We start from the raw sequence: 26,066 nt of genomic DNA, 5'->3' as shown, positions 1-26,066 counted from the left end.
TGCACGAAAAATAATTGATACGTTAGTGAACACCTGAATGTAGAGAAAATATTTTTAAAATTTTTCTATAACAACTGCTTTAAAAACTACCTTATTTGTCCTTCACCTATCACAACATACTTATATGTCATAATTTCTTTCAATCCCATCGGACCTCTCGCATGAAATTTTTGTGTAGAGATTCCAATTTCGGCACCAAATCCAAATTCCCCACCATCACTAAATCTGGAAGAGGCATTGACATAAACAACTGCCGCATCTACTTGTTTTTGGAATTTTATGATATTGCTGTAATCCTCAGTTACAATAATTTCGGAATGTTTTGTTCCATACAGATTAATATGTGTAATTGCTTCATCAATACTGTCTACTATTTTAACAGCTACAATAAAATCCAAAAATTCTTTTTGAAAATCTTCTTCAGTTGCAATTTCAACCGATGGCAAAATCTGTTTTACACCATTATCTCCTTTAATATGAACCCTATTATAAAATCTATCTTTTAATTTAGACAAAAACTCTTTTGCAATATCACGATGAACTAAAATTGTTTCAATTGCATTGCAAGCACCCGGTCTTTGCACTTTTGCATTATATGCAATATCTAAAGCATTCTCTATTTTTGCTTGAGCATCAACATACAAATGGCAATTTCCTGTGCCTGTTTCAATCACAGGTACTGTCGCATTTTCTACAACAGAACGAATCAAACCGGCACCTCCTCTGGGAATTAGCAAGTCAATATCACCTTTTAATTTCATCAATTGAGTAGCATATTCACGTTCAATACGATTTACAAAAAGGATACAGTCCTCAGGAAATCCTGATTTTTTTAACCCTTCTCTCATAGCTCGAACTAATTCTAAATTTGTATTAATGGCTTCTTTTCCACCCTTTAATATTACAACATTTGATGTTTTCAATGCCATAACTGCTGCATCCACTGTTACATTTGGTCTTGATTCATAAATCATTGCAATTACGCCAAAAGGAACATACATTTTTGCAATTTGTAAACCGTTTGGACGCTTTATAACGTCGAACACTTCATATACAGGATCATTCAATTTGATAATGTCCAATATACCGATGCAAATTGATTCAAATTTATTGGAATCTAAAGCAAGTCTTTCAATTAATGCTTCTTTTTCTCCGCGCTCTCTCATTTTTGTGACATCTAAATGGTTAGCTTGCAAAATAGCTTCTCTGTTTTGTTTCAAACTATCCACAATATTTTTTAGCGCAATATTTTTTTCTTCAGAACCGATTATGCTCAAATATGCAAATGCATCTCTAGCTTTTTTTGCCATCTCTTTCAACTCTTGCGTAATCAAATTATTCAATCGTAATCTCCTTCCTGACCAAATTATCTTTATGAATCACCTCATCATAATCCTTCGTCCCGATAATGTCTTCAATTTCTTCAGAATGTTTTCCTTTAATTTTATTGAGAGCATCATAATCAAAATAAGTAAGCCCTCTTCCGATTATTTTATTTTCAAAAAGAATGTCCACAACATCCCCTTTTCTAAATTCTCCCCGAACCTCTATTATTCCGGAAGGTAACAAACTTTTATTATTTTCTATAGCTTGATATGCACCAAGGTCAATAACAATTTGCCCTTTTCCTCTTGCGTTATATGCTATCCAGCTTTTTCTAAGTTTTAGTTGATGAGGTTCCTCAACAAAAAAGGTCCCTATTTTTTGTCCGTTTAAGATACAATTTAACACATTTTGTTTATTACTTTTTGCAATAATTACAGAGACACCTGATCGAGTAGCTATTTTAGCTGCATTAATTTTTGTTCGCATACCTCCGGTTCCTACATTAGAAATACTGTCTCCTGCAAGGCTCTCAATCTTAGAATCTATTTTTTCTACATATTCTATCAACTTTGCGTCTTTATGAACTTGAGGGTTCTTATCAAACAAACCATCTATATCTGAAAGTATAATCAATAAATCAGCTTCTATTAAGGTACTGACTAAAGCAGACAGTGTATCATTGTCACCAAACTTTATTTCAGAAACAACAACTGCGTCATTTTCGTTGATAATAGGAATAATATTTTTTGATAACAATTCATTTAGTACACTTCTGGAATTCAAAAATCTTTCTCTATCAGCAAAATCTTCTTTTGTTAACAAAATTTGCCCCACTGAATATCCATATTCACAAAACAGTTTTTCATACAAATGCAATAATTTCCCCTGCCCAATTGCAGCGCATGCCTGTTTTTCGGGTAAAGTTTTTGGTCTCTTAGAATAATTCAAATAACCCATACCGGCAGAAATCGCTCCGGAACTTACAACAAGAACATCGTGTCCTTGATTTTTTAAATCTGCAATTTGTCTTACTAATTGTTCAATTTGTATTAAATTTAACTTTCCGTTCTCATAAGTTAAACTGGAAGAGCCCAGTTTAACAACTACTCTTTTAGCCTTTTTACTCATTTAAAAATACCTTTCTGACCACTCTATAAATAAACTAATCGTCCATTTTTTTGAACGAAATGGAATTTATCTTATCTTGATATCTACATTTCAAAATGTTTGATAAACTCATTCCAAGATATAGAAGGATGGAAGGAGTTATCAAGATGACAAGATATCTAAAATAATACATTGACTTTAGCATTAGTATTGGAGATAACAAAAAATGGAGATTTAAATAATGAAGATAATTCCAACTATAAAGCTCTCCGTCTGATAACAAATGCGGGAAATTACCTGATACACTAAGTGCATATACGATAAATATCAAATTAAGCAAGAAAGGCACGCTTACAGAAATCAGTCTTTGTATTTGATTGTTGACAAAATGCATTGTAGAACCTAGAGAAATAAATAATATCCAAAATAGATACATTACTTCCGGAAAAACTTTATATAGATAAATAGATCTCAGTATAAAATTACTACATATCGCTACCAAAAAATAATAGATAGTTGCCTTTAATACATTCAACAATACTTGTTGTTTTTCTGCCATCCTCATCTTCCTATTCTAAAAATTACATATCTCCTAACATTAATTCATTGTATCTACAATTTTTTCAATCTCGTACCAATCATTCACTCGAACAATATTTTTATGAGTAATATTTTGATTATAAGGATTATCCATCAACAAAGTTCGTATTCCGGAGTTTGCCATTCTTTTTATTTCTTCAGGATGATCTTCAATAAACAAATCACATTTTAATAATTTTGCAAATTCCGTTTTTTTACTGGTTCCGAGTAAATGAAGAGGAACTTTACCCAATCCCTTTTTATCTAACCAATTAACCGTTACTTCCTTCATCTCCGGTGTTCTAGCTGTAACAATAGAAACATCATGATTTTTTTGCCATTTCAACAAAGTTTTTACCACATTTTCCTGAATTCCAGCAGATGCATGCATAGTATGACCACATTTTTGATAAAAATCTATTATTTGTTCTTCACTAACTCCGTACACTTTTTGTAAGTCATATTCAACCATTTGTGTAAATTTAATATTCTTGTGAAAAAAACAATTAAAGAACGGGATATAATAATCTCGTACTGTCATTGTTCCGTCAATATCGATACAAATATTCAAAATCGTCCTCCATAACTTATTTTTTTATCGGTTCATTTGTACTGCTTATATTCTTAATCTTATTATTTTCAAATACAAATACATTTTGATTTAGCACAAAATTGTTTCCTGATTCCACTACAATTTCATTCTTATTTTTCTCTGTTTCAATTCTCATTTGCGGATATTGTCCTCCATCCATATCTTTCGGAAAATCCTCCGTATAAATCTCTCCATTGGATATAATGAGCAGATATAAGTGATCATATGAAATTTGAGTATAAGCTCGTTTGCTTCCTATTAAAATAACATCATCCGGCTTATTATCTCCGGTTACATCAGTTGTTTTACTTCTTTGAACGATGGTTGGACGATATCCCAAATCTAAATCCTCAGGATTTTCATAATAGGCCAATCGGACTTCTAAATTCAATTCTCCTTCTTCTGTTTTGGTTAACCAATACTTAATAGAATCTTTCATCCAAATCACATCTTTAAATTCATGGGATTCTTCCACAGATACCGGTTCTCCTACGCCATCTGTTATTCTTTTTTGCAAATCATCAAACTCAATATCTCTAAAGGTAATAACCGCTTTATAAATTCTTTGCTCTCGAGCATAATAAATTTTAGATCTTGTCGGTAAAGAAAACCACTCATACTCATATCTCAAGAAACGAGTCTCTTCCTCTGTCCCATCTCCTTCTCCCATCGGTTCTCCTAAATGAGCAATCAAATCAGGCTTTCTCATAGAGCACATCTCATATGGATGAAGAGGACCGTATTCATAAACCATTCCATTCCAACTGTTTTTTTGATTTGTGAGATCTGTTTCTTTTAGTGCAGGAGCTGAAGACAAACGATAGATATATATTCCTCCCACTAAAATTAAAAAAACATAGGTATTAGAAAATACTTAGCTTTTACTCCATCGTTACCACTGTAGGATTTGTTGCGAATATTCCCCCTCGTGTTTGTAAAGCTTTTTTTTCTATCATTCTTTTTTAAGAAAATATTTAAAATACAATCTCTTATTTGTAATACAAGAGGTTTACCTGTAGATTCTTTCTTATTTTCAAAAGAATACTTATCTTCCGAACCAGCAGATGAATTGTTTTTTGTTTCATTTACACTACCGTCTTCTACAGATGCTAAATCTATCATTTCATAATGAGAATTGTATTCTTCTGAAGAAGTTGTTCTTTTTTTAAGGCCTTTATGAAATATTCCATACTTTTTATTTTTCATAATAAAACTCCTATTTTGACTTTATTTTCTATAATATCATTACATTATAGCACGATTATACAAAAAAATATGTATAATTTAAGTTTTTTGAACATATTTGTATATAGGTGTGCAGTTTAAAATTATAAGAATATTTTCCTGTATTGTTTTTTTAATATTATGACTATTATTACTATTATTTTATTAATCGTCATATTTTAATGACTTTTTATTTTTTTTATACTATAATGATATTATTGAATAGTGTTGAATGATTTTAACGTAGTTTTAAGGAGTCCTGACTTATGCAAAAGAAAATACAATATCCTATTATGGAAATTAATCTTAATCATCTTTATGAAAATGCAAAAAATATTGTTGAACAATGCAAAAAGCACGGTATTTCTGTCACGGGTGTTGTAAAAGGCACAGATTCTTATGAACATTCCTATAATACAATTTCAAACACACTGTTAGATGCCGGATGTACGTCTATTGCAGATTCCAGAATGAATACTATTATCCAAATGAGAAATTATGGTTTTGAAGGAAGATTATTATTGTTAAGAGTACCTATGATTTCTGAATTAGATGATGTTGTTCATTATGCAGATTGTAGTTTGCAATCCAGTTTAACAGTATTAGAAAAGACAAACGAAACAGCTTCTAAACACAACATCATCCATGACGTGATATTAATGATGGATTTAGGAGATTTAAGAGAAGGTTTTTTCGATGAAAACGAATTAATTCATGTAGCAAGTATCGTGGAGAAAAAAATGAAACATTTACACCTAAAAGGAATAGGAACTAATTTAGGTTGCTATGGCTCTATTCGTCCGGATACTTCTAACTTAGGGCGCTTAGTATCCATTGCTGAAAAAATAGAATTTCATATCGGCAGAAAATTAGAAATTATTTCAGGCGGTGCAACATCTTCTCTACCTCTTGTTCTTAACGGAAGCATTCCAAAAAGAATCAACCATCTAAGAGTTGGTGAAGGAATCGTTCTTTCAAGAGACTTGATTGATATTTGGAATATAGATATGCCTTTTATGCATAAAGATGTATATACTATCTCAGCAGAAGTGATTGAAGTGAGAGAAAAACCTTCCTATCCGATTGGCACTATTTTTGTAGATGCTTTTGGAAATAAACCTGAATATATAGATAAAGGAATCCGAAAAAAAGCTTTACTTGCAATTGGAAAAAGAGATGTCGGCTCTGTTGATTCTCTTATTGTAAAACTCGAAAATGCAGAAATTATAGGCGGAAGCAGCGATCACTTAATCTTGGATATCGAAGATGTGAAAGAAGATATCAAGGAAGGAGACATTATCTCTTTTGATTTATACTATGGAGCGATGATATTTGCAAATAATTCTTCTTCCGTCACCAAAATATATAAAAGAGAATAATAAATTGCTTCTCCGTTAATTAAAGTATGTTTGATAATTCAAAACTTTTCATCTCTTCCATATTTCAATAAAGAACAAAAAAGAAGGTACTGTACCAAAAATTATTCCTCTTGGCACAGCACCTTCTTTTAGATTATGAAAAAACAATAACTTCTTATAGAAAAAATTTTTTGTTAGCATGGAATTTCTTATTTTCTTGCAGACAACTCTATTCCTAATTCTTGTAATGCATTCTTATCTGCTATAGCCGGTGCTTCCGTCATCGGACAAATTGCATTTTGATTTTTTGGAAAAGCAATCACTTCACGTATATTGTCTCTCTTCAACATTAACATCAACAACCTATCCAATCCGAATGCAATTCCTCCGTGAGGCGGAGTTCCGTATTGGAATGCATTTAATAAAAATCCAAATTTTTCTTCCGCTTCTTCTTTTGTGAAACCAAGCGCTTCAAACATCTTATCTTGAACATCTTTGGTATGAATTCGAATACTACCGCCACCAAGTTCTATTCCGTTCAATACAATATCATACGCTTTAGCATGCATGTTTTCGGGAGAAGAATTGAAAAGTTTCAAATCTTCATCTATAGGTGCAGTGAAAGGATGGTGTGCGGCAACATATCGATTTTCTTCTTCATTGTATTCGTACAACGGAAACTCTACCACATAAAGGAATGCAAATTCATTTTCATCTATCACTCCTAATTTTTTTGCAGCTTCCAATCTAATGTGTCCCAAAGAAGTTAATGCAGTCATTGTTTTATCTGCAACAAATAACAATAAGTCACCTTTTTTTGCACCCATTTTTTCAACAATAGAATTTAGTACATCTTCGCTCAAAAATTTAGCAATCGGCGAATTAATTCCTGATTCAGTGACACGCATCCAAGCTAAACCTTTTGCACCATACGTTTTTGCCGTTTCTCCTAAAGCATCAATTGACTTTCTGGAAAATTCCGCTTCGTATCCGTTCAAATTGATTGCTCTAACTGTTCCTCCTGATAGAACCGCTTCGTCAAAAACTTTAAAACCGCAATCTTTTACGATATCTGAAACATCATTAATTTCAAACCCAAATCTAATATCAGGTTTGTCTGAACCATATCTATCCATTGCTTCTTGCCATTTCATCCTCTTAAACGGAGTTTGAATTTCCATATTTAACACTTCATGGAACACAGTTTTCATCAATCGTTCTGTAACATCCAAAACATCATCTATCTCTACAAAAGACATTTCACAGTCAATTTGAGTAAACTCAGGCTGCCTATCTGCTCTTAAATCTTCATCTCTAAAACATTTTGCAATTTGAAAATATCTATCCATACCGGAAGTCATCAACAATTGTTTAAATAATTGCGGTGATTGAGGAAGCGCATAGAAGTGTCCTTTATTTACACGACTTGGCACCAAATAATCCCTAGCTCCTTCCGGTGTAGGTTTTGTCAAGATAGGAGTTTCAATTTCAAGAAAACCTTCTTTAGACAAAAAATTTCTAACTGACTGTGTTACTTTGTGACGCATCAAAAAATTATATTGCATTTTTGGTTTTCTTAAATCCAAATATCGATATTTCAAACGTAAATCTTCAGAAACGATATCATCATCCTTAATATAAATAGGTGGTGTTTTCGCTGTATTTAAAATACGAAGCTCTTTTGCAAAAACTTCAATATCTCCGGTAGCAATATTGTTATTCTTTGAACTTCTTTCTTTCACAACTCCTCTAATTGCAATAACATACTCTGATCCCAATTCTTTTGCTTTCGAAAAATTTTCTGCACTATCGTTAATGTCAAATGCAACCTGAACAATTCCTGTACGATCCCTTAAATCAAGAAAAATCAAGCCGCCTAAATCTCTTGCACGTTGTACCCAACCCATTAATACAACTTCTTTTTCAACAAAACTCATTGTCAAATCATTACAATAGTTTGTTCGTTTTAATCCGCAAATATTATCCATTACATCCTCCATATATCTGTAAAATTATATGAGTCCTTTATAAAAAGGATTTGTCAACAGTTCTTTTCTTAATACTGTACCCGGTCCATGACCGGGATAAATTATGGTTTCTCCATCTAATTTAGCTATGTGTAACAGTGAATTCAGCAATTCATCATAATTCCCACCAAATAAATCCGTTCTCCCTATAGATCCTTTGAATAAAGTGTCTCCTGTGAACAACATATTTTCAAAATGAAAGCAAACTCCACCTTTGGTATGTCCCGGAGTATGGATAACATCCATATGCTTCTTACCTAAAGTAATGCTATCCCCTTCATCTACAAAAAAATCAATTTTAAATTCTGTGAATTTTCCGGAAATCAATGGCGAATGATTTTTCTCAGCTGACTCAAATAGTACCGAATCAGCTCTATGTGCATATATCTTTGCATCATAATGCTCTAATATCATCGGAACATCAGAAATATGATCTCCGTGACCGTGTGTAAGAAATATCATTTCTACATTCAAATTGTTCCCTTTTAAAAATTGAATCAATGCAGAACCGTTTAACCCGGGATCAATTACATATGCTTTTTTTGTTTCTGGATCATATAACACATAACTGTTAATTTGATAATGATTTTGGAAAAATACTTTCAATTCCATCAAAATAATTCCTCTCTATCTTCTAATGAGTCTTGTAATAGCGAACAAATACAACTAAAACATTTTTTTACTGTCTACCAAAATGGTAACAGGTCCATCGTTTATTAATTCTACTTTCATATCAGCCCCAAACTGCCCAGTGCTAACAAGAATGTTTTCTTTCTGTAAATATTTAACATATTCTTCATACAATTCATTCGCCTTATCCGGTTTTGCAGAATTTACAAAAGAAGGTCTTCTCCCTTTTCTGATATCACCATACAAAGTAAATTGAGAAACAACAAGGATTTCTCCATGAATATCCTGTATTGACAAATTCATCTTTTCGTCTTCATCTTCAAAAATTCTCAAACCCAATGTTTTGGAAGCACAGTACTCTACATCCTCCATGGAATCATCATGTGTAACCCCAAGAAGAACAAGCAATCCCTTCCCGCAACTTGCAATTTCTTTCCCGGACACTTGAACACCGGCATGATTTACACGTTGAATCACTAATCTCATGAAACTCCTCCTGTTACACCTTTACTGAACTGCTCTTCTTACATCTGAAACGCCTTCAATTTTTCTCAATTTGCTCATAATACTTCTTAATTTGTCAACGCTTGAAACTTGTATTACGAAATTCATAACAGCTACATTCTCCTTATTGGTTTTTGCATTAATCCCATTCAAAGAAACCTTCTCTTCCGTAAATAATCTGGTGATATCCATAAATAAGCTTTTTCTATCATAGGCTATAATTTGAATTTCAGCTTCAAACTCTTTCGAAGTTAAATCATTACTATCCCAATACACAACAACACGTTTATCATTATTTTTCCCATCATTCAAAGATACATTTGTACAATCCTTACGGTGAACAGATACTCCCCGCCCCTTCGTTATATATCCGACAATTTCGTCTCCCGGAACGGGATTACAACATTTTGCCAAACGTATCAAAATATTGTCAATTCCTTCAACATGAATTCCGATGCTGGATTTAGACTGTTTCCTTGGAATATTGGCCCTTTTTTCAGCCTCTTGTTTTTCTTTCAATGCCTTTTGTTCTAAAAGAAGTTCTTTATTATCTTCTTCAAATTTTTCTTTCAATTTAGGCATAATTTGGTTAATTGTAATGCCTCCATATCCTAAAGCAGCATACAAATCTTCTACATTTCCATTTGTTAATGTTTTGGTTGCTGCCGAGATATATTTTTGTTTCAAAAAGTCATTGATTGGATATCCTAATTTCTTGGTCTCTTTCTCTAAAAGTTCCCTACCTTTTTCAATATTTTCTTCCCTTTTTTCTTTTTTGAACCATTGTCGAATTTTGGTCTTAGCACCGGAACTTTTTACGATATTTAACCAGTCTCTGGACGGACCGTTAGAATTTCCTGATGTTATAATTTCGACAATATCTCCCGTTTTTAATTTATAATCAATAGGTACCATTCTGGAATTTACTTTTGCACCTACACACTTGTTTCCAATTTGAGAATGGACTTTATATGCAAAATCCAGAGGACAGGAGCCTGCCGGCAATTCCAAAACATCTCCTCGAGGAGAAAACACAAATACTTTATTAGCAAACAGGTCAATTTTCAACGACTCCATAAACTCTTCCGGATCTGAAACTTCTTTTTGCCATTCCATCATTTGTCTTATCCAAGACAATTTTTTCTCCATCTCACCATCAGAATTACCATTAGCACTAAATCTTTCCTTATATTTCCAATGTGCAGCAATCCCAAATTCTGCAATTCGATTCATATCCCATGTTCTGATTTGTATTTCCAAAGGTTCCCCGTCAGGACCAACTACAGTTGTGTGTAAAGATTGATACATATTGGGTTTTGGCATAGCAATATAATCCTTAAACCTTGTTGGAATCGGTTTCCAAATAGTATGAACTAACCCTACTGCACCATAACAGTCTTTTATATTATCTACAATAATTCTAACTGCCATCAAATCATAAATTTCTTCAAAAGTTTTATCCTGATACTTCATTTTTTTATAGATACTATAAAAATGTTTCGCTCTTCCTTTGATATCACAGGTAATATCATTTTCTTCGAGCTTAACCTCTATCTGTTCTATAACACTCTCGATATATTTTTCACGTTCCTGTCTCTTAAGTGATACTTTTTCTGTTAATTCTCGGTAGCCATCCGGATCCAAATATCGTAATGCCAAGTCTTCCATTTCCCATTTAATGCGAAAAATTCCTAATCTGTTAGCAATTGGAGCATAAATTTCAGCTGTTTCCTTAGACTTTTCAATTGCCTTTTCTTTAGGCATATATTTCATTGTTCTCATATTATGCAGACGGTCAGCGAGCTTTATCAAAACAACTCTGATATCCTTACCCATAGCAAAAAACATCTTTCTGAAATTTTCTGCTTGCATTTCTTGTTTACTTTGATATTTGATTTGCCCCAGTTTAGTAACACCATCTACTAAATCGGCAATTGTAGTACCGAACTCACTTGCCATTTCTTCATAAGTCATATCGGTATCTTCCAACACATCATGCAATAAACCGGCAGCTATGGTATCCATATCCATTTCCAATTCAGCTAAAATCTTTGCTACTTCAACAGGGTGTATAATATACTTTTCTCCTGATTTTCTATATTGGTTCTTATGTCCTTCGTACGCATGTAAATATGCTTTTTCTACAATAGAAACATCCGCACCTGAATTGTATTCTCTAATCTTATCTAAAAGAGCACTAAGCATCTTATATCCCTCCTTTTTCGCAATCCACTTTATATAGAAATACGTGTACTATTGTCACACCAAAACTAACACGGGTACTTCACAAAGGATTCAATATCATACCCTTGCAATTTTTCTCTTCCTTTCAATTCTTCAAGCTCAATCAAAAACTCACATTGAGAAACCGTTCCGCCTAAAGATTCAATTAACTTAATCACTGCACTCACCGTTCCTCCTGTAGCCAACAAATCATCTACAACAGCAACTTTTGCACCTTCATAAATTGCATCTACATGAACTTCCAGCTGATCTACACCATACTCCAAATCATATTCATATGTCCTTGTTTCAGCCGGCAACTTTCCCGGTTTTCTTACAGGAACAAATGCAGCACCAAGTGCATATGCAACGGCAGCAGCAATCATAAACCCCCTTGCTTCCGGTCCTACAACAATATCTATATTTTTTTCTCTTAAATCCTCTGCAATGGTATCAACAATTTCTCGAAAAGCTGCTCCATCCTTCAACAATGTTGTAATGTCCTTAAAACTAATCCCTTTCTTCGGAAAATCTTCAATAACTCTGATTTTTGATTTTAAATCCATAAATTTCTCCTCTAAATTTTAATATTCCACTTCTAAAAAAGATTCCAACTTCTTCAGTATTTTTAGATAGTCCTCTTTTCTGTTCTTTATGAATAAGTCTTCCAAAAAGATATTACCGGAAGAATATCGAAATGAAACCATCTCTAATTTTTGCAACAATAAAATTTGTATCCACATTTTCAAAACTCTATCTAATGCCATATTTTCGATTATATCAGCAGATATCTTTATCTTTTGATTCCTCTCTATCTTTTCTAAAAAAGAAATATTCTTTCCTTGCGGAAAAGAAAATACTTTAGATATTTTCAGTGGATTGCTTAGGAAATTAAAAAAGTATATTTTTTCGAAATTTAAATTGTTTTGATGAGAAATAATACACTTTGACAAACTGTCACAAATAATGATATTATTATAGTCTTTTAAGAATATTTTTTCAATATTGGAAATAAATTTAACTTGATTTGTAGCACAATCCAGATACAATTGTTCCCTCTTTAGTTGTTTTAAAATAGAAGGAATTGATGTTAGAAATAAAGTGTTCGAATCAAAATCTCTTTTTTCCCAAACTGCAATGTTTTTGAAAAAAGATTCCTCTTTTAAAATTTCTTCTATAATACACTCCGCCAAGGGTATCATATCTTCTATCATATCATCTTGTTCAATCCACTTATAATCTCTTAATTTCAATTGCAAACTGACAGCATCTCGATATACGTTTTCTTCTATAGAGCACAGAATATCCAACTCCTTGTCACTATTAGCTAAAATATCATCTGAAAGTTCTCCAAAATCAAATCCTAAGATAGTGTAACGATTTAATTGTCCGCGAAAATGTGTTTGATTCTTCCCAATCCGACCGACCTGTTTTATTCTGACGTTTTTCATCAAAAAAAGGGGGGTTGGATTCTTTATGCCAAAAGGTTCCATCTGCTTAACTTTATTCAGAAAATCCAAGTTCAAATATTCCTCTTTCAATTCAGAATCAAAAAAGAACTTTTTTTTGAAAGATTGATTGGTTAAATATTTTTCAGAAACGAAATTGATATTTTGTTCAAAAATATTCAAATTTTCAACTCTAATAGATAATCCGGCAGCCTGACTATGACCGCCAAATCCCAACATACAATCACTTATTTCTTGTAATGCGTGAAACAGATGAAAATCAGATATACTTCTCCCGGAGCCTTTTGCAATTCCGTTCTCGTCTATTGAAAATACAAAAGAAGGTTTCCCATATCGTTCTGTAATTCTAGATGATACAATTCCGATTACGCCTTCATTCCATCCTTTCTCATACACCACAATCACATTATTGTTTCTGTGCTTTTCGTGAGATTCAATCATAGTGATTGCTTCCTCTAACATCGTCTGTTCTATCAGTTGCCTTTGTGCATTATATTCATTCAAAATAACAGCATATCGCATTGCTTCATCAACAGAATGTGTTGTTAAAAGTAAAACTCCTGTCATAGCAGAATCTAACCTACCTCCAGCGTTAATCCGCGGAGCTAATTGAAACCCCACATTGTATGAAGTTATTTGTTGTTTTTTTAATTGTGCAACATCTATTAATACCTGAATTCCCAGATTTAATTTGTTTTGATTGATACTATTCAATCCAAATTTAACAATACTTCTGTTTTCTCCTAAAAGAGGAACCAAATCTGCAATAGTAGCAACTGCTGCTATCTCAAGATAACTCATCAACTCAGTTATACTACTATTTTTTAACGCTTGTACCAACTTCAGCGCAATCCCTGCACCACATAGTTCCTTAAACGGATAACTACAATCGCTTTGATGAGGATTAAGAATCGCATACGCTTTTGGAAGTTGCTCCGGACACTGATGATGATCTGTAATAATAATATCCATCTTAAGTTGATTGCACAAATCCACCTCTTTGATTGCAGAGATTCCACAATCAACTGTAATAATTAAATCATATCCCAAATCCTTTAAATGGACAATTGCTTCTTCGTTTAATCCATACCCTTCTTTTCTTCTATCCGGAATATACACTCCTACTTCATATCCTATTTCTTCAAAATAACGAAATAAAATGGATGTCGATGAGACCCCGTCTACATCATAATCCCCAAAAATTACAATTTTCTCTTTATGAGCCATTGCAAATTGTAACCTCGTTACCGTTTCATCCATCCCTTTCATCAAATATGGATCAATAAAGGAGTCTTCATCCGGATTTAAAAATTCTTCCACATCTTCAATGCCACGATTTTTTATCATAGCAGAAAGTAATCCCAAACCTTCATCAACTTCTCCAATATACGTTTTATCGTTCCTTTCCATCCATATACTACTCATATTTATTCTCCAAACTTATATCATAAACCGGTAAATTTCATCATTTTATGATTCAAAGATTTTATCAAACTTTTTCAGTGTTTCGTTAAAAAACGAACTATATATACTATCACTATGTATAATGTTCCGTTTTTATCGAATTAATTTTTTGAAAAACAAAAAAATATACTTTTGAGTTTGCTAATTCGATAAGTTTAGTATATAATAAATTGTAAGTTTAGAGAATAGCTTACACAAAAATATTAAGTCTTTTATAATCCATAAGAGAAAGAGGTAAATTTATTATGTCAAGATGTGTAGGAACTATATCAAGAGGTATTAGAACCGGTATTATTCGCGAAGGAGATGATCTTTCATCAATGGTAGTAAATTCTTTGATGGAAGCATGTGAATCAGATAATATAAAGCTAAATGATCGTGATGTTTTAGGAGTGACCGAAGCTGTTCTTGCAAGAGCTCAAGGAAACTATGCCACTGTTGATCAGATTGCATGTGATGTGAAAGAAAAATTCAAAAATAAACATATCGGATTAATCTTTCCTATTTTAAGCAGAAATAGGTTTGCTATTTGCTTGAAAGGAATTGCAAAAGGTGTTGATAAAATTACTCTTGTACTGAATTATCCTTCCGATGAGGTAGGAAACCATTTAATTTCATTAGATGATTTGGACCGTGAAAAGATAAATCCTTATTCAGATGTTTTGACAGAAGAACGATATCGTGATTTATTTGGATACAAAGCACATGTCTTTACAGGTGTTGATTATATTGAATACTATAAAGAATTAATTTTATCTCAAAATTGCGAAGTGGAAGTAATTCTATCTAATAATCCCAACACTGTCCTTGAACACACAAAATATGTATTGAATTGTGATATTCATACCAGAGCCAGAACAAAACGAATTTTATTAGAAAGTGGTGCGGAACAAGTATTAAGTTTGGATGATATCATGAATTATTCCATTAACGGAAGTGGGTATAATGCCGATTACGGTTTGTTAGGTTCCAACAAATCTACAGAAGAATCTGTAAAGTTATTCCCTAGAAATGCCAACGAATTTGTAACAGAAGTTCAAAATAAAATTAAAGATGCAACTGGAAAAACATTGGAAGTGTTAGTATATGGAGACGGTGCTTTTAAAGACCCTGTCGGGAAAATTTGGGAGTTAGCGGATCCTGTTGTATCGCCCGGATATACCAAAGGACTGGACGGACAACCAAATGAAATAAAATTAAAATATCTTGCTGATAATGACTTTGCATCTTTGAAGGGAGAAGCACTGAAAGAAGCTATTGTAAATTCTATCCAAAAGAAAGAAAAAGACTTAAAAGGTTCTATGGTTACTCAAGGAACAACACCACGCCGACTAACTGATTTGATTGGTTCGCTTTGTGACTTGACTTCCGGAAGCGGTGACAAAGGAACTCCTATTGTATTAATTCAAGGATATTTTGATAATTATGCAGATTAATTTTTTAATCGCTTAATTATCATAAAAATAATTAATAAATCTACTAATACCCTCTTTACCATTTATTAGGTAAAGAGGGTATTTTTATAATTTGCTGATATAAGTAACCAATATAGTTATTTTCTCACAAAATAAAAAAATGAATAATATTATTCATATCATTCGTTTATTATCCATTCACATATTTTATTGTAATTGCATAAGAAATCGTAATATTTCAAAAATTCAAAATGAATGATTGACACATGCTGTATTACATGATATAGTGTCATTTAATTATATAACTTGTACGTATACAACATACAACACAATATTTTTAGAAGGGACTGATTTTATGGAAACAAAAAAATTCAAAAAAGTTTTAGTAGCAAACCGTGGCGAAATAGCAATTCGTATTTTCCGTGCTCTTACAGAACTTGGAATTCGAACCGTCGGAATTTATTCCAAAGAAGATAAATATTCTCTGTTTCGCACCAAAGCAGATGAATCTTATTTAATCGGCGAAGACAAGGGCCCTATTGACGCTTACTTAGATATGGCATCAATTATCCAAATCGCAAAAGACAAAAATGTAGATGCTATTCATCCGGGATATGGTTTCTTATCAGAAAATCCTAAATTTGCACAAATGTGTTTGGATAACGGAATTGAATTTATTGGACCTACTCCCTACACAATGTTACAAATGGGTGATAAAATCTCTGCAAAATCAGTTGCTTTAGAATGTGGTGTCCCTACTATTCCGGGACATCAAAAACCTATCAAAAATTCGTTGGAAGCAAAAGATATCGCCGAAAAAATAGGTTATCCTGTTATCTTAAAAGCTGCAAACGGTGGCGGCGGAAGAGGAATGCGTATTGTAAATTCGGTTGAAGAAATGGAGAATGAATTCAAAAATGCTATGAGCGAGTCTATCAAAGCTTTTGATTCCGATGTTATTTTCATGGAAAAATATCTCCACCATCCAAAACACATTGAGGTACAAATTTTAGGAGACAAACTTGGGAATATCGTGCATCTTTTTGAAAGAGACTGTTCTTTGCAACGACGTCACCAAAAGGTTATAGAGTTTGCTCCTTCTATTTCTCTTGACGAATCCATCAAACAAAAAATTCTTTCAGATTCCGTTAAACTGGCTAAATATGTGAACTATATCAGTGCAGGAACAATGGAATTTTTGGTGGATCAATCCGGAAACTACTACTTTATAGAAATGAATCCTCGTATCCAAGTAGAACACACTGTTACAGAAATGATTACCGGAGTAGATATTGTTCAAAGTCAAATTTTAATCGCTATGGGACATCCTCTCAACTCCTCAGAAATAAATATTAACTCACAAGAAGACATTTCTATCAGAGGCTACTCTATCCAATGTCGTATTACTACAGAAAATCCAACGGCAAACTTCATGCCGGATACGGGCAAAATATCTGTATATCGAAGTGCTTCCGGATTTGGAATTCGTCTGGATGGAGGAAATGGATTCACCGGTTCTGAAATCAGTCCTTACTACGATAGCCTTTTAGTAAAAACAACTTCTTGGGACAGAACTTTCCACGGAGCAGCCAGAAAAGCACTTCGTTCCATTAAAGAATTTCGGATTCGAGGTGTAAAAACGAATGTACCGTTTTTAATCAATGTCCTAAATCACCCTACTTTCTTAGAAGGAAACTGCTATACCTCCTTCATTGAAGATACAAAAGATTTATTCAATATAAAAGGCAGTAAGGATCGTGCGAGCAAATTAATGAATTTTATTGGAGATATTATCGTAAATGAAAAATATGATCCTTCTATATCAGATATCAAAATTCCGAAAATTAAAATGGATTTATCCACAAACTCAAAGAGTAGCAAACAATTATTCAAAGAAATGGGCGCCAAAGATTTTACTCAAATGATTATGAATGAAAAGAAATTATATATTACTGATACAACTATGCGCGATGCTCATCAGTCACTTTTTGCAACTCGTATGAGAACCTATGACATGTTGCAAGCAGCACCTTATTGCAATAAAATTTTTAGAGATACTTTCTCCATGGAAACATGGGGAGGCGCCACTTTTGATGTAGCCTACCGTTTCTTAAAAGAATCTCCATGGAGAAGACTGGAAAAACTGTCTGAATCCATGCCGGATGTACTACAACAAATGTTGTTACGTGCCTCTAATGCAGTAGGATATAAAAATTATCCTGATAATGTAGTAAGTGAATTCATCAAAGTTTCTGCTAAACAAGGAATTGATGTCTTTAGAATTTTTGACAGCTTAAACTGGTTAGAAAATATGAAACTTCCGATTGAAACTGCATTAAACACAGGAAAAATCGTAGAGGGAACGATTTGTTATACTTCTGATATCTTAAATCCTAATAACAAAAAATATCCTTTGGAGTACTACATTAACAAGGCAAAAGAGTTGGAAAAAACGGGTATTCATATCTTAGGAATTAAAGATATGGCGGGTCTGCTAAAACCTTATGCAGCAAAAAAATTAATTTCCAAACTAAAAAAAGAACTGCATATTCCTATTCATCTTCACACACACGATACTTCTGGAAACTCAGTTGCAACCATTTTAATGGCTGCTGAGTCAGGTGTTGATATTGCAGATCTTACACTTGAATCCATGTCAGGTCTTACATCACAACCTTCTTTAAATGCTGTTGTTGCAGCTCTAAAAAATACAGATAGAGATACAGGACTGGATTTAGAAGAATTAAATGAAGTAAGTAATTATTTCAAAGAAGTACGCAAAATTTATAAAAAATTTGAGTCTGAACTAAAAACACCTTCTGTTGAAATTTATAAATATGAAATTCCGGGAGGACAGTATTCTAACTTGTTACCACAAACCAAATCAGTAGGACTTGAACATAAATTTGAAGAGGTGAAAGAAGCTTATCGTCAAGCAAATCTTTTATTAGGAGATATTATAAAAGTAACTCCATCTTCTAAAATTGTTGGGGATTTGGCAATTTTTATGGTAAAAAATAATTTAACTCCTGAAAATATACTCACAGAAGGCGAAAACCTCTCTTTCCCTGACTCTGTTGTAGAATATTTTATGGGACAGATTGGTCAACCTGACGGAGGGTTTCCTGAAGAATTACAAAAAATCGTTTTAAAAGGAAAAACTCCTCTTACAGAACGTCCGGGACTACTTCTTCCGGAGGAAAATTTTGAAAAAATCAAACTCCACCTAAATGAAAAGTATCGAGATATTGCAAACGAACGAAATATTTTAAGTTATGCTCTCTATCCAAAAGTATATGATGATTATTGCAAACATATTGATTTGTATAATGATATCAGCAACCTTCCGTCCACTGTATTCTTCTACGGCTTGGAAAAAGGTCAAGAAATTGATGTCGCAATTGAAGATGGAAAACTGCTTAATATCTGTTATACAGGATACAGTGATGCTGATGAAAACGGTATGAGGTCTGTTTATTTTGAATTAAACGGTTCTGCAAGAGAAGTCGAAATTTTAGACCGTTCCGTTCAAACTAAAAAAGATAGTAAACGAAAGGCAGATAAGTCCAATCCTAAACATATCGCTTCTCCTATTCCGGGAACCATTGCTGAAATCTTAGTCAACCCCGGAGATTCTATTAAGAAGAATCAACCTCTTATGATTGTAGAGGCAATGAAAATGGAAACCACAATTCTGGCAAAAACAGATGGAGCAATCTCTGAAATTTTAATTTCTCAAGGAGACTCTGTTTCTGATGACGAATTAGCCATGATATTAAAGTAAAATAATAAACTTAATTGCCGGAGACCTCCAAAAATAGTTGTCTCCGGTTTTTACATATAAGATACTAAAATAAAAAGAGGTTTTTTAAGCATCCTTTCCTTAAAAACCTCTGAATAGTCCACATTCTATTAAACCCATACACCTATGATTAAAATATATTTTTCTGATAGGACGTATATAATGTCTTTAACAGCGCCATTTTTTCATCCATTTCCAGTTGTAAATCAGAAGCATAGGAGTAATTTTTTTCCAACAATGCATTTTTTATCCTTGAAAATAAACATTTCTTATCAACACTATCTTTCATTAACTCCCAACGAAGTGCATTGATTTTTGTCCAATTTACAATATCCAAATCGGAAATATCTTGATTATTATCATGCAGAATAGAAAAAGAACGAACCACTTTCATATTGTTTTCTATCATGTGAAAACTTAATTGGTTTACCCATTTTTCCAAAATAGATGATGCATAAGAATCAATGATTTCATCTGTGAAAATATCATCTTTTTTCAAAACGGATAACTTATCCGGAAATTGTTGAAAATGCAGCAAATTTTCATACACTGTTTTAGGTGGAATGCCAAATTTTCTATACCTTTCGTCCTCGCTATAATATTCAAAAATATTTTTTTCACTACGGTATTCTCTTCCTTGCTCCAAATAAATACCATCTTCTTTTTCATTCTTAGAAAATTCTTTTTCCAACTGCTCCAAAGACATATTCATTGCCGCATTCCACAATCCGTCACGAATTGCCTGATAGCAACTTGCCAAAATAAGATATACGTTATTGTGAGGGCTTGGAGAACGCAACTCAAATCTTGTTGCCAAAGAATTTGAAAAATCCTTAATCAATCCTATCAAAATAGAACGGTTTCTGGATGGAATCTCAGGACTGATTCCCAAGGAAGAAACGATACAAATAGGAGCTTCAAAATGAGGCTTTAAACGATTGATAGAATCATTTGTCCAAGCAACAAACGGATTAATTACTTCATAGTTTTTCAAGATACCCATCAAAGCAGAAAGACCATAAGATGTCGTATATCTTGTCGTCAAATCTTTATGAGAAAACAAATTTCTTCTTTCTCCGTTTTTCAATTTGCATGATACTCCAATATGCACATGTTTTCCACTTCCTGCAACTCCTTCAATTGGCTTTGCTCTAAAAGTGACCTCTAATTTATGCATATGAAAAATATCTTTTACCAAATGTCGGATAAAATGTTCTTTATCACATGTATGAATCTCATCATCATACTTCCAATCTATCTCTAACTGCTCCATGATATGTTCGGATTTTCCGGTTACAGAAATCGGAGAAGTCACTCCACCTACCTCTTTATGACCCATTTCTACATCAAATCCATACAAATCCATAATATAGATGGTATTTTCAAGTGCCGTTCTTACAATTCCGTCTGTTCGCTTCCAATATTGTTGCTTTAATCTTTGAGATGCAGATAATTTTTCCACATCCACTGTATCTTCCGGAGTTTGTACCCAAAATTCCAATTCTGTAGCCGAAGTTAAATTGATAGACTCTACTTCATCCGCCGATAACATTCCCATTTCTTCACAAATAGTAGGATGTTCCTTCAAAAACTTCATAGAGTCTTCTTTTAATTTTAAAGCAGCTTTTTGCAGAATAGAACGGGAACAGACTTTTTTTCCGTTATGAACAAGGAATGATGGAATTCTAAGCGTTCCTACAGGAGTTTGTTCATCCTCTAAAAGATTTCTGAAGTTATAGTCCACACACCAATCCACTTCCAAGTCAGGTAAGATAATAACTTTTGCATTATCTAATGTCGCAATATTTTGTAAAACTACACTTGAGCCGTCTGTTTGAACTCCTACGGTTAATAAATTTTCTATGTTTTCTATGAAGGTAGATACCGGTATTTTTTCATCTGTTCCATTTCCACTAAAATCTATCGCAACAAAAGAAACAAATTGTACTTCTGTATGGTTTGTCAATATATTGATAATCTCACGATAAGAATGATTTTTCTTACTTATAGTGAATAACAGGTTTTTAATCTGAGTATTATTTAAATTCATAATATCATCTCCTATTTTTTCAAATTTATAATATTTTTCAACGCAAGCAAAGAGCCAATTTTAGAGTATTCATAGGTCAAGCCTCCTTGAAAAAACACCGTATACGGTTCACGAATGGGAGCATCTGCACTCAGCTCTATGGAAGAGCCTTGAATAAAGTTTCCCGCCGCCATAATAACAGGATCATCATATCCGGGCATTTCCCACGGTTCAGGAGATACAAATGCGTCTACAGGAGATGCTTCCTGAACACCTTTGCAAAAAGCAATAATCTCTTCCGCAGAATTTAACTGAACAGCTTGAATAATATCACTGCGGACATCATTGGATTGAGGAAATGTTCTATATCCTTGATTTTCAAATAATTTACTACAAAAAATCGCACCTTTTACAGCACCTGCTACAACAGATGGAGCTAAAAACAACCCTTGTAAAATCGTTCTTGTCATTCCGAAAGTAAGTCCACACTCTTTTCCTATACTTGGGGATGTTAATCTTTTAGCAACAGCATCTATCAAATGTTTTTTTCCACAAATATATCCTCCAGTCAAAGCAAGCCCTCCTCCCGGATTTTTGATAAGAGAGCCTGCCATAATATCTACTCCAACCTCTGTGGGTTCTCTTGTCTCTAAAAATTCACCATAACAATTGTCGACCATGATAATTACATCTCGGTTGATAGAACGTACAAATGTTACAATACTTTCGATATCCTCTACAGACAGGGATTTTCGATTACTGTAACCTTTTGATCTTTGAATGTATACCATTTTCAAATCAGGTGTTTCCCTCATTACTTTCTCAATAGACACTCTGTCGAATGAACCGTCTTCCAAAAAGTCTACCTGCTTATACCTGACTCCATAAGAAACCAACGAATGGCTATCTTCCGAAATTCCAATCACTTTATCCAATGTATCATAAGGCTTAGAGGAAATAGAAAGCATAACATCCCCGGGAAAAAGCAAGCCCTGTAAACATAATGTAAGTGCATGTGTTCCATTTACTATATTAGAACGCACTAATGCATCTTCTGTTTCAAATACAACACTAAAAATTTCTTCTACTTTCTCTCTTCCGACATCATTATATCCATAACCTGTCGTCCAATTAAAATGAGTATCGGAAAGTCTGCATTTTTGCATCGCATTCAATACTTTGTATTGATTATACTTTTGAATATCTTGATACTGTTCAAAAACATGTTGTATTTGCTCTTCTGCAGTTTTTTCAAAAGAAAGAATTTCTTCTGTGATTCCAAAGTTTTTTCTTAAAAAATCTATATTTCTATCATCCATCACAAGACTCCTTTTAATCATAAATCTCCAACATATAGTAAAATTATAGTATACTTTTTAATGTTATAAAAGAAATATGTTATTTTTTGCACATAATTTCTTATCTTCAGAAGGCCATATTGAAACTTGTACCTCTCCGATATGTGCTTTTCTCAAAAAGAACATACAAATTCTGGATTGTCCGATTCCGCCACCAATTGTCAGCGGAAGAATTTGATTTTGAATCTTTTGATGAAAATCATATTTTAGCTTATACTCTTCATTTTTTTCTTTCAATTGATTTTTTAGAGAAACTTTATCTACACGAATTCCCATGGAAGACAACTCTAATGCAAGGTCAAGAACCTCATCATAAAATAATAAATCTCCGTTCAGTTTCCAATCGTCGTAATCAGCTGCTCTGGAATCATGAATACTTCCATCCGCCAACATCCCGCCAATTCCGATAATAAATACTGCTCCTTTTTCTTTTGTAATCTCATACTCTCTTTCTTTAGAAGATAGCGAAGGGTATTTCGCTCTTAACTCTTCAGAATCGATAAAGAAAATTTCAGAAGGAAGTGCTTTTTTGTAGAAACTATGCTCTTTTTCCAAAAAATCTTCTACTTCTAAAAACACTTGATAAATCGTTCGCACAGTATCCTTCAAATACTCTATTGTCCTATCTTCCTCATCAATAATCTTTTCCCAATCCCATTGATCTACATAAATAGAATGAATATTGTCCAACTCTTCATCACGACGAATTGCGTTCATATCGGTATAAAGACCAGTATTTCTGGAAAATCCATATCTGTATAATGCCAATCTTTTCCATTTTGCTAACGATTGAACAATCTCTAAATTATCTCCCGAATCCTTCATATCGAAAGCAACCGGGCGCTCTACTCCGTTCAATCCATCATTTAACCCACTATCTGTTTTAACAAACAGGGGCGCTGACACTCTTGTCAGTTTCAATTTTTCTGCCAATGTTTTTTGAAACAAATCTTTTATTTTTTTGATTGCAATCTCTGTTTCCAAAACAGTGAATTCATTTACATATCCTTCCGGTAAAATTAACTTATCTACTGCCATTTCATACCCTCCTCCAATTAACATCTTCTTTTTTATTTTGGTGACAGAATTTCCATTTTTTGAACATTTCCATCTCATTTCCTAACAAAAATGTACTACTGTTCTAAACAGACATCATAATTTCTGAAAATAAAAAACTCTCTCATCTCTATATATTATCTATCAGAAATATATAGGGACGAAAGAGTCATCGTTCGTGATACCACCCTAATTCTTGGTAAAATACCAACTCAATAAAGTACAAACATACTTTTTCTAATTTAACGCTTAGAAAATCCGTTCAAGCCTACTCAACATATATCTTTTGGTTGAAAGCTCATAGGTGTTCTTCCTTTATAAAAAACGGTCAAACTCTCACCTGCTTTGACTCGCTGAACGTTTTAATTTATAAAATACTCTCCTAATCATCGCTTGTTATGAAATTACTTTAACTATATCGTTATTTATCCATATTGTCAACTACTTATCATAAATATAGGTGTATTACATACTGTCAATTTCTTTTTTCAACAATGTATTTACAATTTGAGGATTCGCTTTTCCTTTGGATTGTTTCATAACTTGTCCCACCAAAAATCCAAATGCTCTATCCTTTCCATTTTTTAAATCATCTATCGATTGAGGATTTTGAGATAATACTTCTTTTACAATGTCAAGAATGAATCCTTCGTCTTGAACTTGTGTTAATCCTTCTTTTTCTATATGTTCTTTCGGATCAATTCCATCTTCAAACATTTTTCTAAAAATTTTCTTTGCCATATTATTATTGATTTTCTTTTGTGAAATTTGGTTCAACAAAAATGCAAATTGATTGATGTCAAACTTCTCATTTCCGATTGTAGACTCAGAATCCTTCAACCTTCTCAAAAATTCAGACAAGAAAAAGTTCGTTGTTACTTGCTTATCTTCTGTCAATGCAATCAATTTTTCGAAATAAGCAGAAATTTCTTTGCTTGAATTTAGAATTGTCGCATCAGCTTGAGTAACTCCATATTCTTTTATAAATCGTTTCCTTTTCTCTGACGGAAGTTCAGGCAAACTATCTCTAATATCATTGATATACTCTTCCGAAATCACAAAATCCACAATGTCCGCTTCTGGGAAATAGCGATAATCTTGTACATTTTCTTTACTTCTCATAGAAATAGTCACTTGATTTTGTTCATCCCATCTTCTTGTTTCCTTTAGAGAATTTTCTCCCTTTTCCAAAAGTTCAATATGTCTTTTTTCTTCGTATTCCATTGCCTTTAATGCTGATTTAAAAGAATTCAAATTCTTCAATTCTACAATATTAGATTTAACACCATCCTCCCTTACAACGTTGATGTTAACATCACAACGAAGAGAACCTTGTTCCATCTTAACATCGGATACTCCGGTAAATAAAAGAATCTCTTTTAAATTTTCCAAATATCGATATGCTTCTATCGGAGAATTCATATCAGGATAAGATACAATTTCGATTAACGGAACTCCTGCTCTATTGTAATCAATCAAAGAGTCTCCCGAAACATCATGGATGGATTTTCCTGTATCTTCTTCCATGTGAATGCGAATCAATCTAATCTTCTTCTCATTTCCATCCTCATCTTCAATTTCAACATATCCTTCATAACATAGCGGCCTATCAAATTGAGAAATTTGATAACCTTTTGTCAAATCAGGATAAAAATAATTTTTTCGATCCATTTTTGTATTTCTTTCAATCGAACAATTTGTAGACAAACCCGCCATAATGGCATATTTCAAAACTTGTTCATTCAATACGGGCAAAGTTCCCGGCATTCCCACACACACAGGGCAACAATTTGTATTCACTTCACTACCAAACTCATTCTTGCAACCACAGAACGCTTTTGTTTTCGTTAAGAGTTCCACATGAATTTCTATTCCAATTAATGTTTTATAATTCAATGTTGTT

Annotated in this window: 19 protein-coding genes and 1 other annotated feature; of the genes, 3 read left to right on the top strand and 16 right to left on the bottom strand. The window is 33.0% G+C overall.

The annotated features are described in order from the left end of the window. Positions 1 to 86: 86 nt before the first annotated feature. From HMPREF0389_RS00860 to HMPREF0389_RS00835, 6 genes are all read right to left on the bottom strand, one after another. Positions 87 to 1,343 (bottom strand): glutamate-5-semialdehyde dehydrogenase, encoded by a 1,257-nt coding sequence (locus HMPREF0389_RS00860; RefSeq protein WP_014261852.1) that lies wholly within the window; start codon positions 1,341 to 1,343, stop codon positions 87 to 89. Further along, positions 1,336 to 2,454, bottom strand: coding sequence for a glutamate 5-kinase (gene proB / locus HMPREF0389_RS00855; protein WP_014261851.1), 1,119 nt, complete (start codon positions 2,452 to 2,454; stop codon positions 1,336 to 1,338). Before proB ends, HMPREF0389_RS00860 begins: the two co-directional genes overlap by 8 nt. A gap of 34 nt (positions 2,455 to 2,488) precedes the next feature. After that, positions 2,489 to 2,992 (bottom strand): hypothetical protein, encoded by a 504-nt coding sequence (locus tag HMPREF0389_RS00850; protein ID WP_014261850.1) that lies wholly within the window; start codon positions 2,990 to 2,992, stop codon positions 2,489 to 2,491. 39 nt (positions 2,993 to 3,031) lie between these two features. Continuing rightward, positions 3,032 to 3,583 carry a 5' nucleotidase, NT5C type gene (locus tag HMPREF0389_RS00845; RefSeq protein WP_014261849.1) on the bottom strand — a complete coding sequence of 184 codons (552 nt, stop codon included), beginning with the start codon at positions 3,581 to 3,583 and terminating at the stop codon, positions 3,032 to 3,034. A 16-nt stretch (positions 3,584 to 3,599) separates the two neighbouring features. Beyond that, a complete protein-coding gene (locus HMPREF0389_RS00840; protein WP_156775221.1) occupies positions 3,600 to 4,313 on the bottom strand; it encodes a hypothetical protein in 714 nt (237 codons plus the stop codon). A gap of 137 nt (positions 4,314 to 4,450) precedes the next feature. Then, on the bottom strand, positions 4,451 to 4,810 hold the full coding sequence (locus tag HMPREF0389_RS00835; protein ID WP_014261847.1) for a hypothetical protein: 360 nt from the start codon (positions 4,808 to 4,810) through the stop codon (positions 4,451 to 4,453). Between the two features lie 284 nt (positions 4,811 to 5,094). Between HMPREF0389_RS00835 and HMPREF0389_RS00830 the strand changes: the two genes are divergently transcribed. Further along, positions 5,095 to 6,207 (top strand): alanine racemase, encoded by a 1,113-nt coding sequence (locus HMPREF0389_RS00830; RefSeq protein ID WP_014261846.1) that lies wholly within the window; start codon positions 5,095 to 5,097, stop codon positions 6,205 to 6,207. A gap of 188 nt (positions 6,208 to 6,395) precedes the next feature. Here the strand turns inward: HMPREF0389_RS00830 and aspS are convergent, their stop codons facing one another. From aspS to recJ, 6 genes are all read right to left on the bottom strand, one after another. Next, positions 6,396 to 8,174: an aspartate--tRNA ligase gene (gene aspS, locus HMPREF0389_RS00825; RefSeq protein ID WP_014261845.1), complete on the bottom strand. Its 1,779-nt coding sequence runs from the start codon at positions 8,172 to 8,174 to the stop codon at positions 6,396 to 6,398. A gap of 24 nt (positions 8,175 to 8,198) precedes the next feature. Next, on the bottom strand, positions 8,199 to 8,825 hold the full coding sequence (locus tag HMPREF0389_RS00820) for an MBL fold metallo-hydrolase (protein WP_014261844.1): 627 nt from the start codon (positions 8,823 to 8,825) through the stop codon (positions 8,199 to 8,201). Positions 8,826 to 8,879: 54 nt separating this feature from the next. Then, positions 8,880 to 9,329, bottom strand: a complete 450-nt coding sequence (gene dtd / locus HMPREF0389_RS00815; RefSeq protein WP_014261843.1) for a D-aminoacyl-tRNA deacylase — start codon at positions 9,327 to 9,329, stop codon at positions 8,880 to 8,882. A 21-nt stretch (positions 9,330 to 9,350) separates the two neighbouring features. Then, positions 9,351 to 11,552, bottom strand: coding sequence for a RelA/SpoT family protein (locus HMPREF0389_RS00810; protein ID WP_014261842.1), 2,202 nt, complete (start codon positions 11,550 to 11,552; stop codon positions 9,351 to 9,353). A gap of 65 nt (positions 11,553 to 11,617) precedes the next feature. Then, positions 11,618 to 12,136, bottom strand: coding sequence for an adenine phosphoribosyltransferase (locus HMPREF0389_RS00805; protein WP_014261841.1), 519 nt, complete (start codon positions 12,134 to 12,136; stop codon positions 11,618 to 11,620). Between the two features lie 18 nt (positions 12,137 to 12,154). Next, positions 12,155 to 14,464 carry a single-stranded-DNA-specific exonuclease RecJ gene (recJ, locus tag HMPREF0389_RS00800; RefSeq protein ID WP_014261840.1) on the bottom strand — a complete coding sequence of 770 codons (2,310 nt, stop codon included), beginning with the start codon at positions 14,462 to 14,464 and terminating at the stop codon, positions 12,155 to 12,157. Between the two features lie 284 nt (positions 14,465 to 14,748). Here recJ and HMPREF0389_RS00795 point away from each other — a divergent pair, with 284 nt between their 5' ends. Together HMPREF0389_RS00795 and HMPREF0389_RS00790 are read left to right on the top strand one after the other, a co-directional pair. Then, positions 14,749 to 15,939 (top strand): coenzyme F420-0:L-glutamate ligase, encoded by a 1,191-nt coding sequence (locus HMPREF0389_RS00795; RefSeq protein ID WP_014261839.1) that lies wholly within the window; start codon positions 14,749 to 14,751, stop codon positions 15,937 to 15,939. Positions 15,940 to 16,273: 334 nt separating this feature from the next. Further along, complete coding sequence (locus HMPREF0389_RS00790; RefSeq protein ID WP_014261838.1) at positions 16,274 to 19,702, top strand: pyruvate carboxylase; 3,429 nt, start codon at positions 16,274 to 16,276, stop codon at positions 19,700 to 19,702. A 148-nt stretch (positions 19,703 to 19,850) separates the two neighbouring features. On the opposite strand, the gene HMPREF0389_RS00785 is transcribed toward HMPREF0389_RS00790, so the two are convergent. The 4 genes from HMPREF0389_RS00785 to gatB all read right to left on the bottom strand — a co-directional run bounded on the left by HMPREF0389_RS00785 (position 19,851) and on the right by gatB (position 26,059). Further along, positions 19,851 to 21,770: a type I glutamate--ammonia ligase gene (locus HMPREF0389_RS00785; protein WP_014261837.1), complete on the bottom strand. Its 1,920-nt coding sequence runs from the start codon at positions 21,768 to 21,770 to the stop codon at positions 19,851 to 19,853. 11 nt (positions 21,771 to 21,781) lie between these two features. Next, entirely contained in the window at positions 21,782 to 23,068 is a 1,287-nt protein-coding gene (locus HMPREF0389_RS00780; protein WP_014261836.1) for a methionine gamma-lyase family protein, read from the bottom strand. Positions 23,069 to 23,131: 63 nt separating this feature from the next. Then, on the bottom strand, positions 23,132 to 24,145 hold the full coding sequence (gene asnA, locus HMPREF0389_RS00775) for an aspartate--ammonia ligase (protein ID WP_014261835.1): 1,014 nt from the start codon (positions 24,143 to 24,145) through the stop codon (positions 23,132 to 23,134). A 171-nt stretch (positions 24,146 to 24,316) separates the two neighbouring features. After that, positions 24,317 to 24,562 (bottom strand) — a binding site (T-box leader). 66 nt (positions 24,563 to 24,628) lie between these two features. Then, positions 24,629 to 26,059: an Asp-tRNA(Asn)/Glu-tRNA(Gln) amidotransferase subunit GatB gene (gene gatB / locus HMPREF0389_RS00770; protein ID WP_014261834.1), complete on the bottom strand. Its 1,431-nt coding sequence runs from the start codon at positions 26,057 to 26,059 to the stop codon at positions 24,629 to 24,631. Positions 26,060 to 26,066 lie beyond the last annotated feature (7 nt).

It is taken from the genome of Filifactor alocis ATCC 35896, from assembly GCF_000163895.2.
In the GTDB taxonomy this organism is placed as follows: domain Bacteria; phylum Bacillota; class Clostridia; order Peptostreptococcales; family Filifactoraceae; genus Filifactor; species Filifactor alocis.
This window is presented reverse-complemented; position numbering and strand designations above follow the sequence as displayed.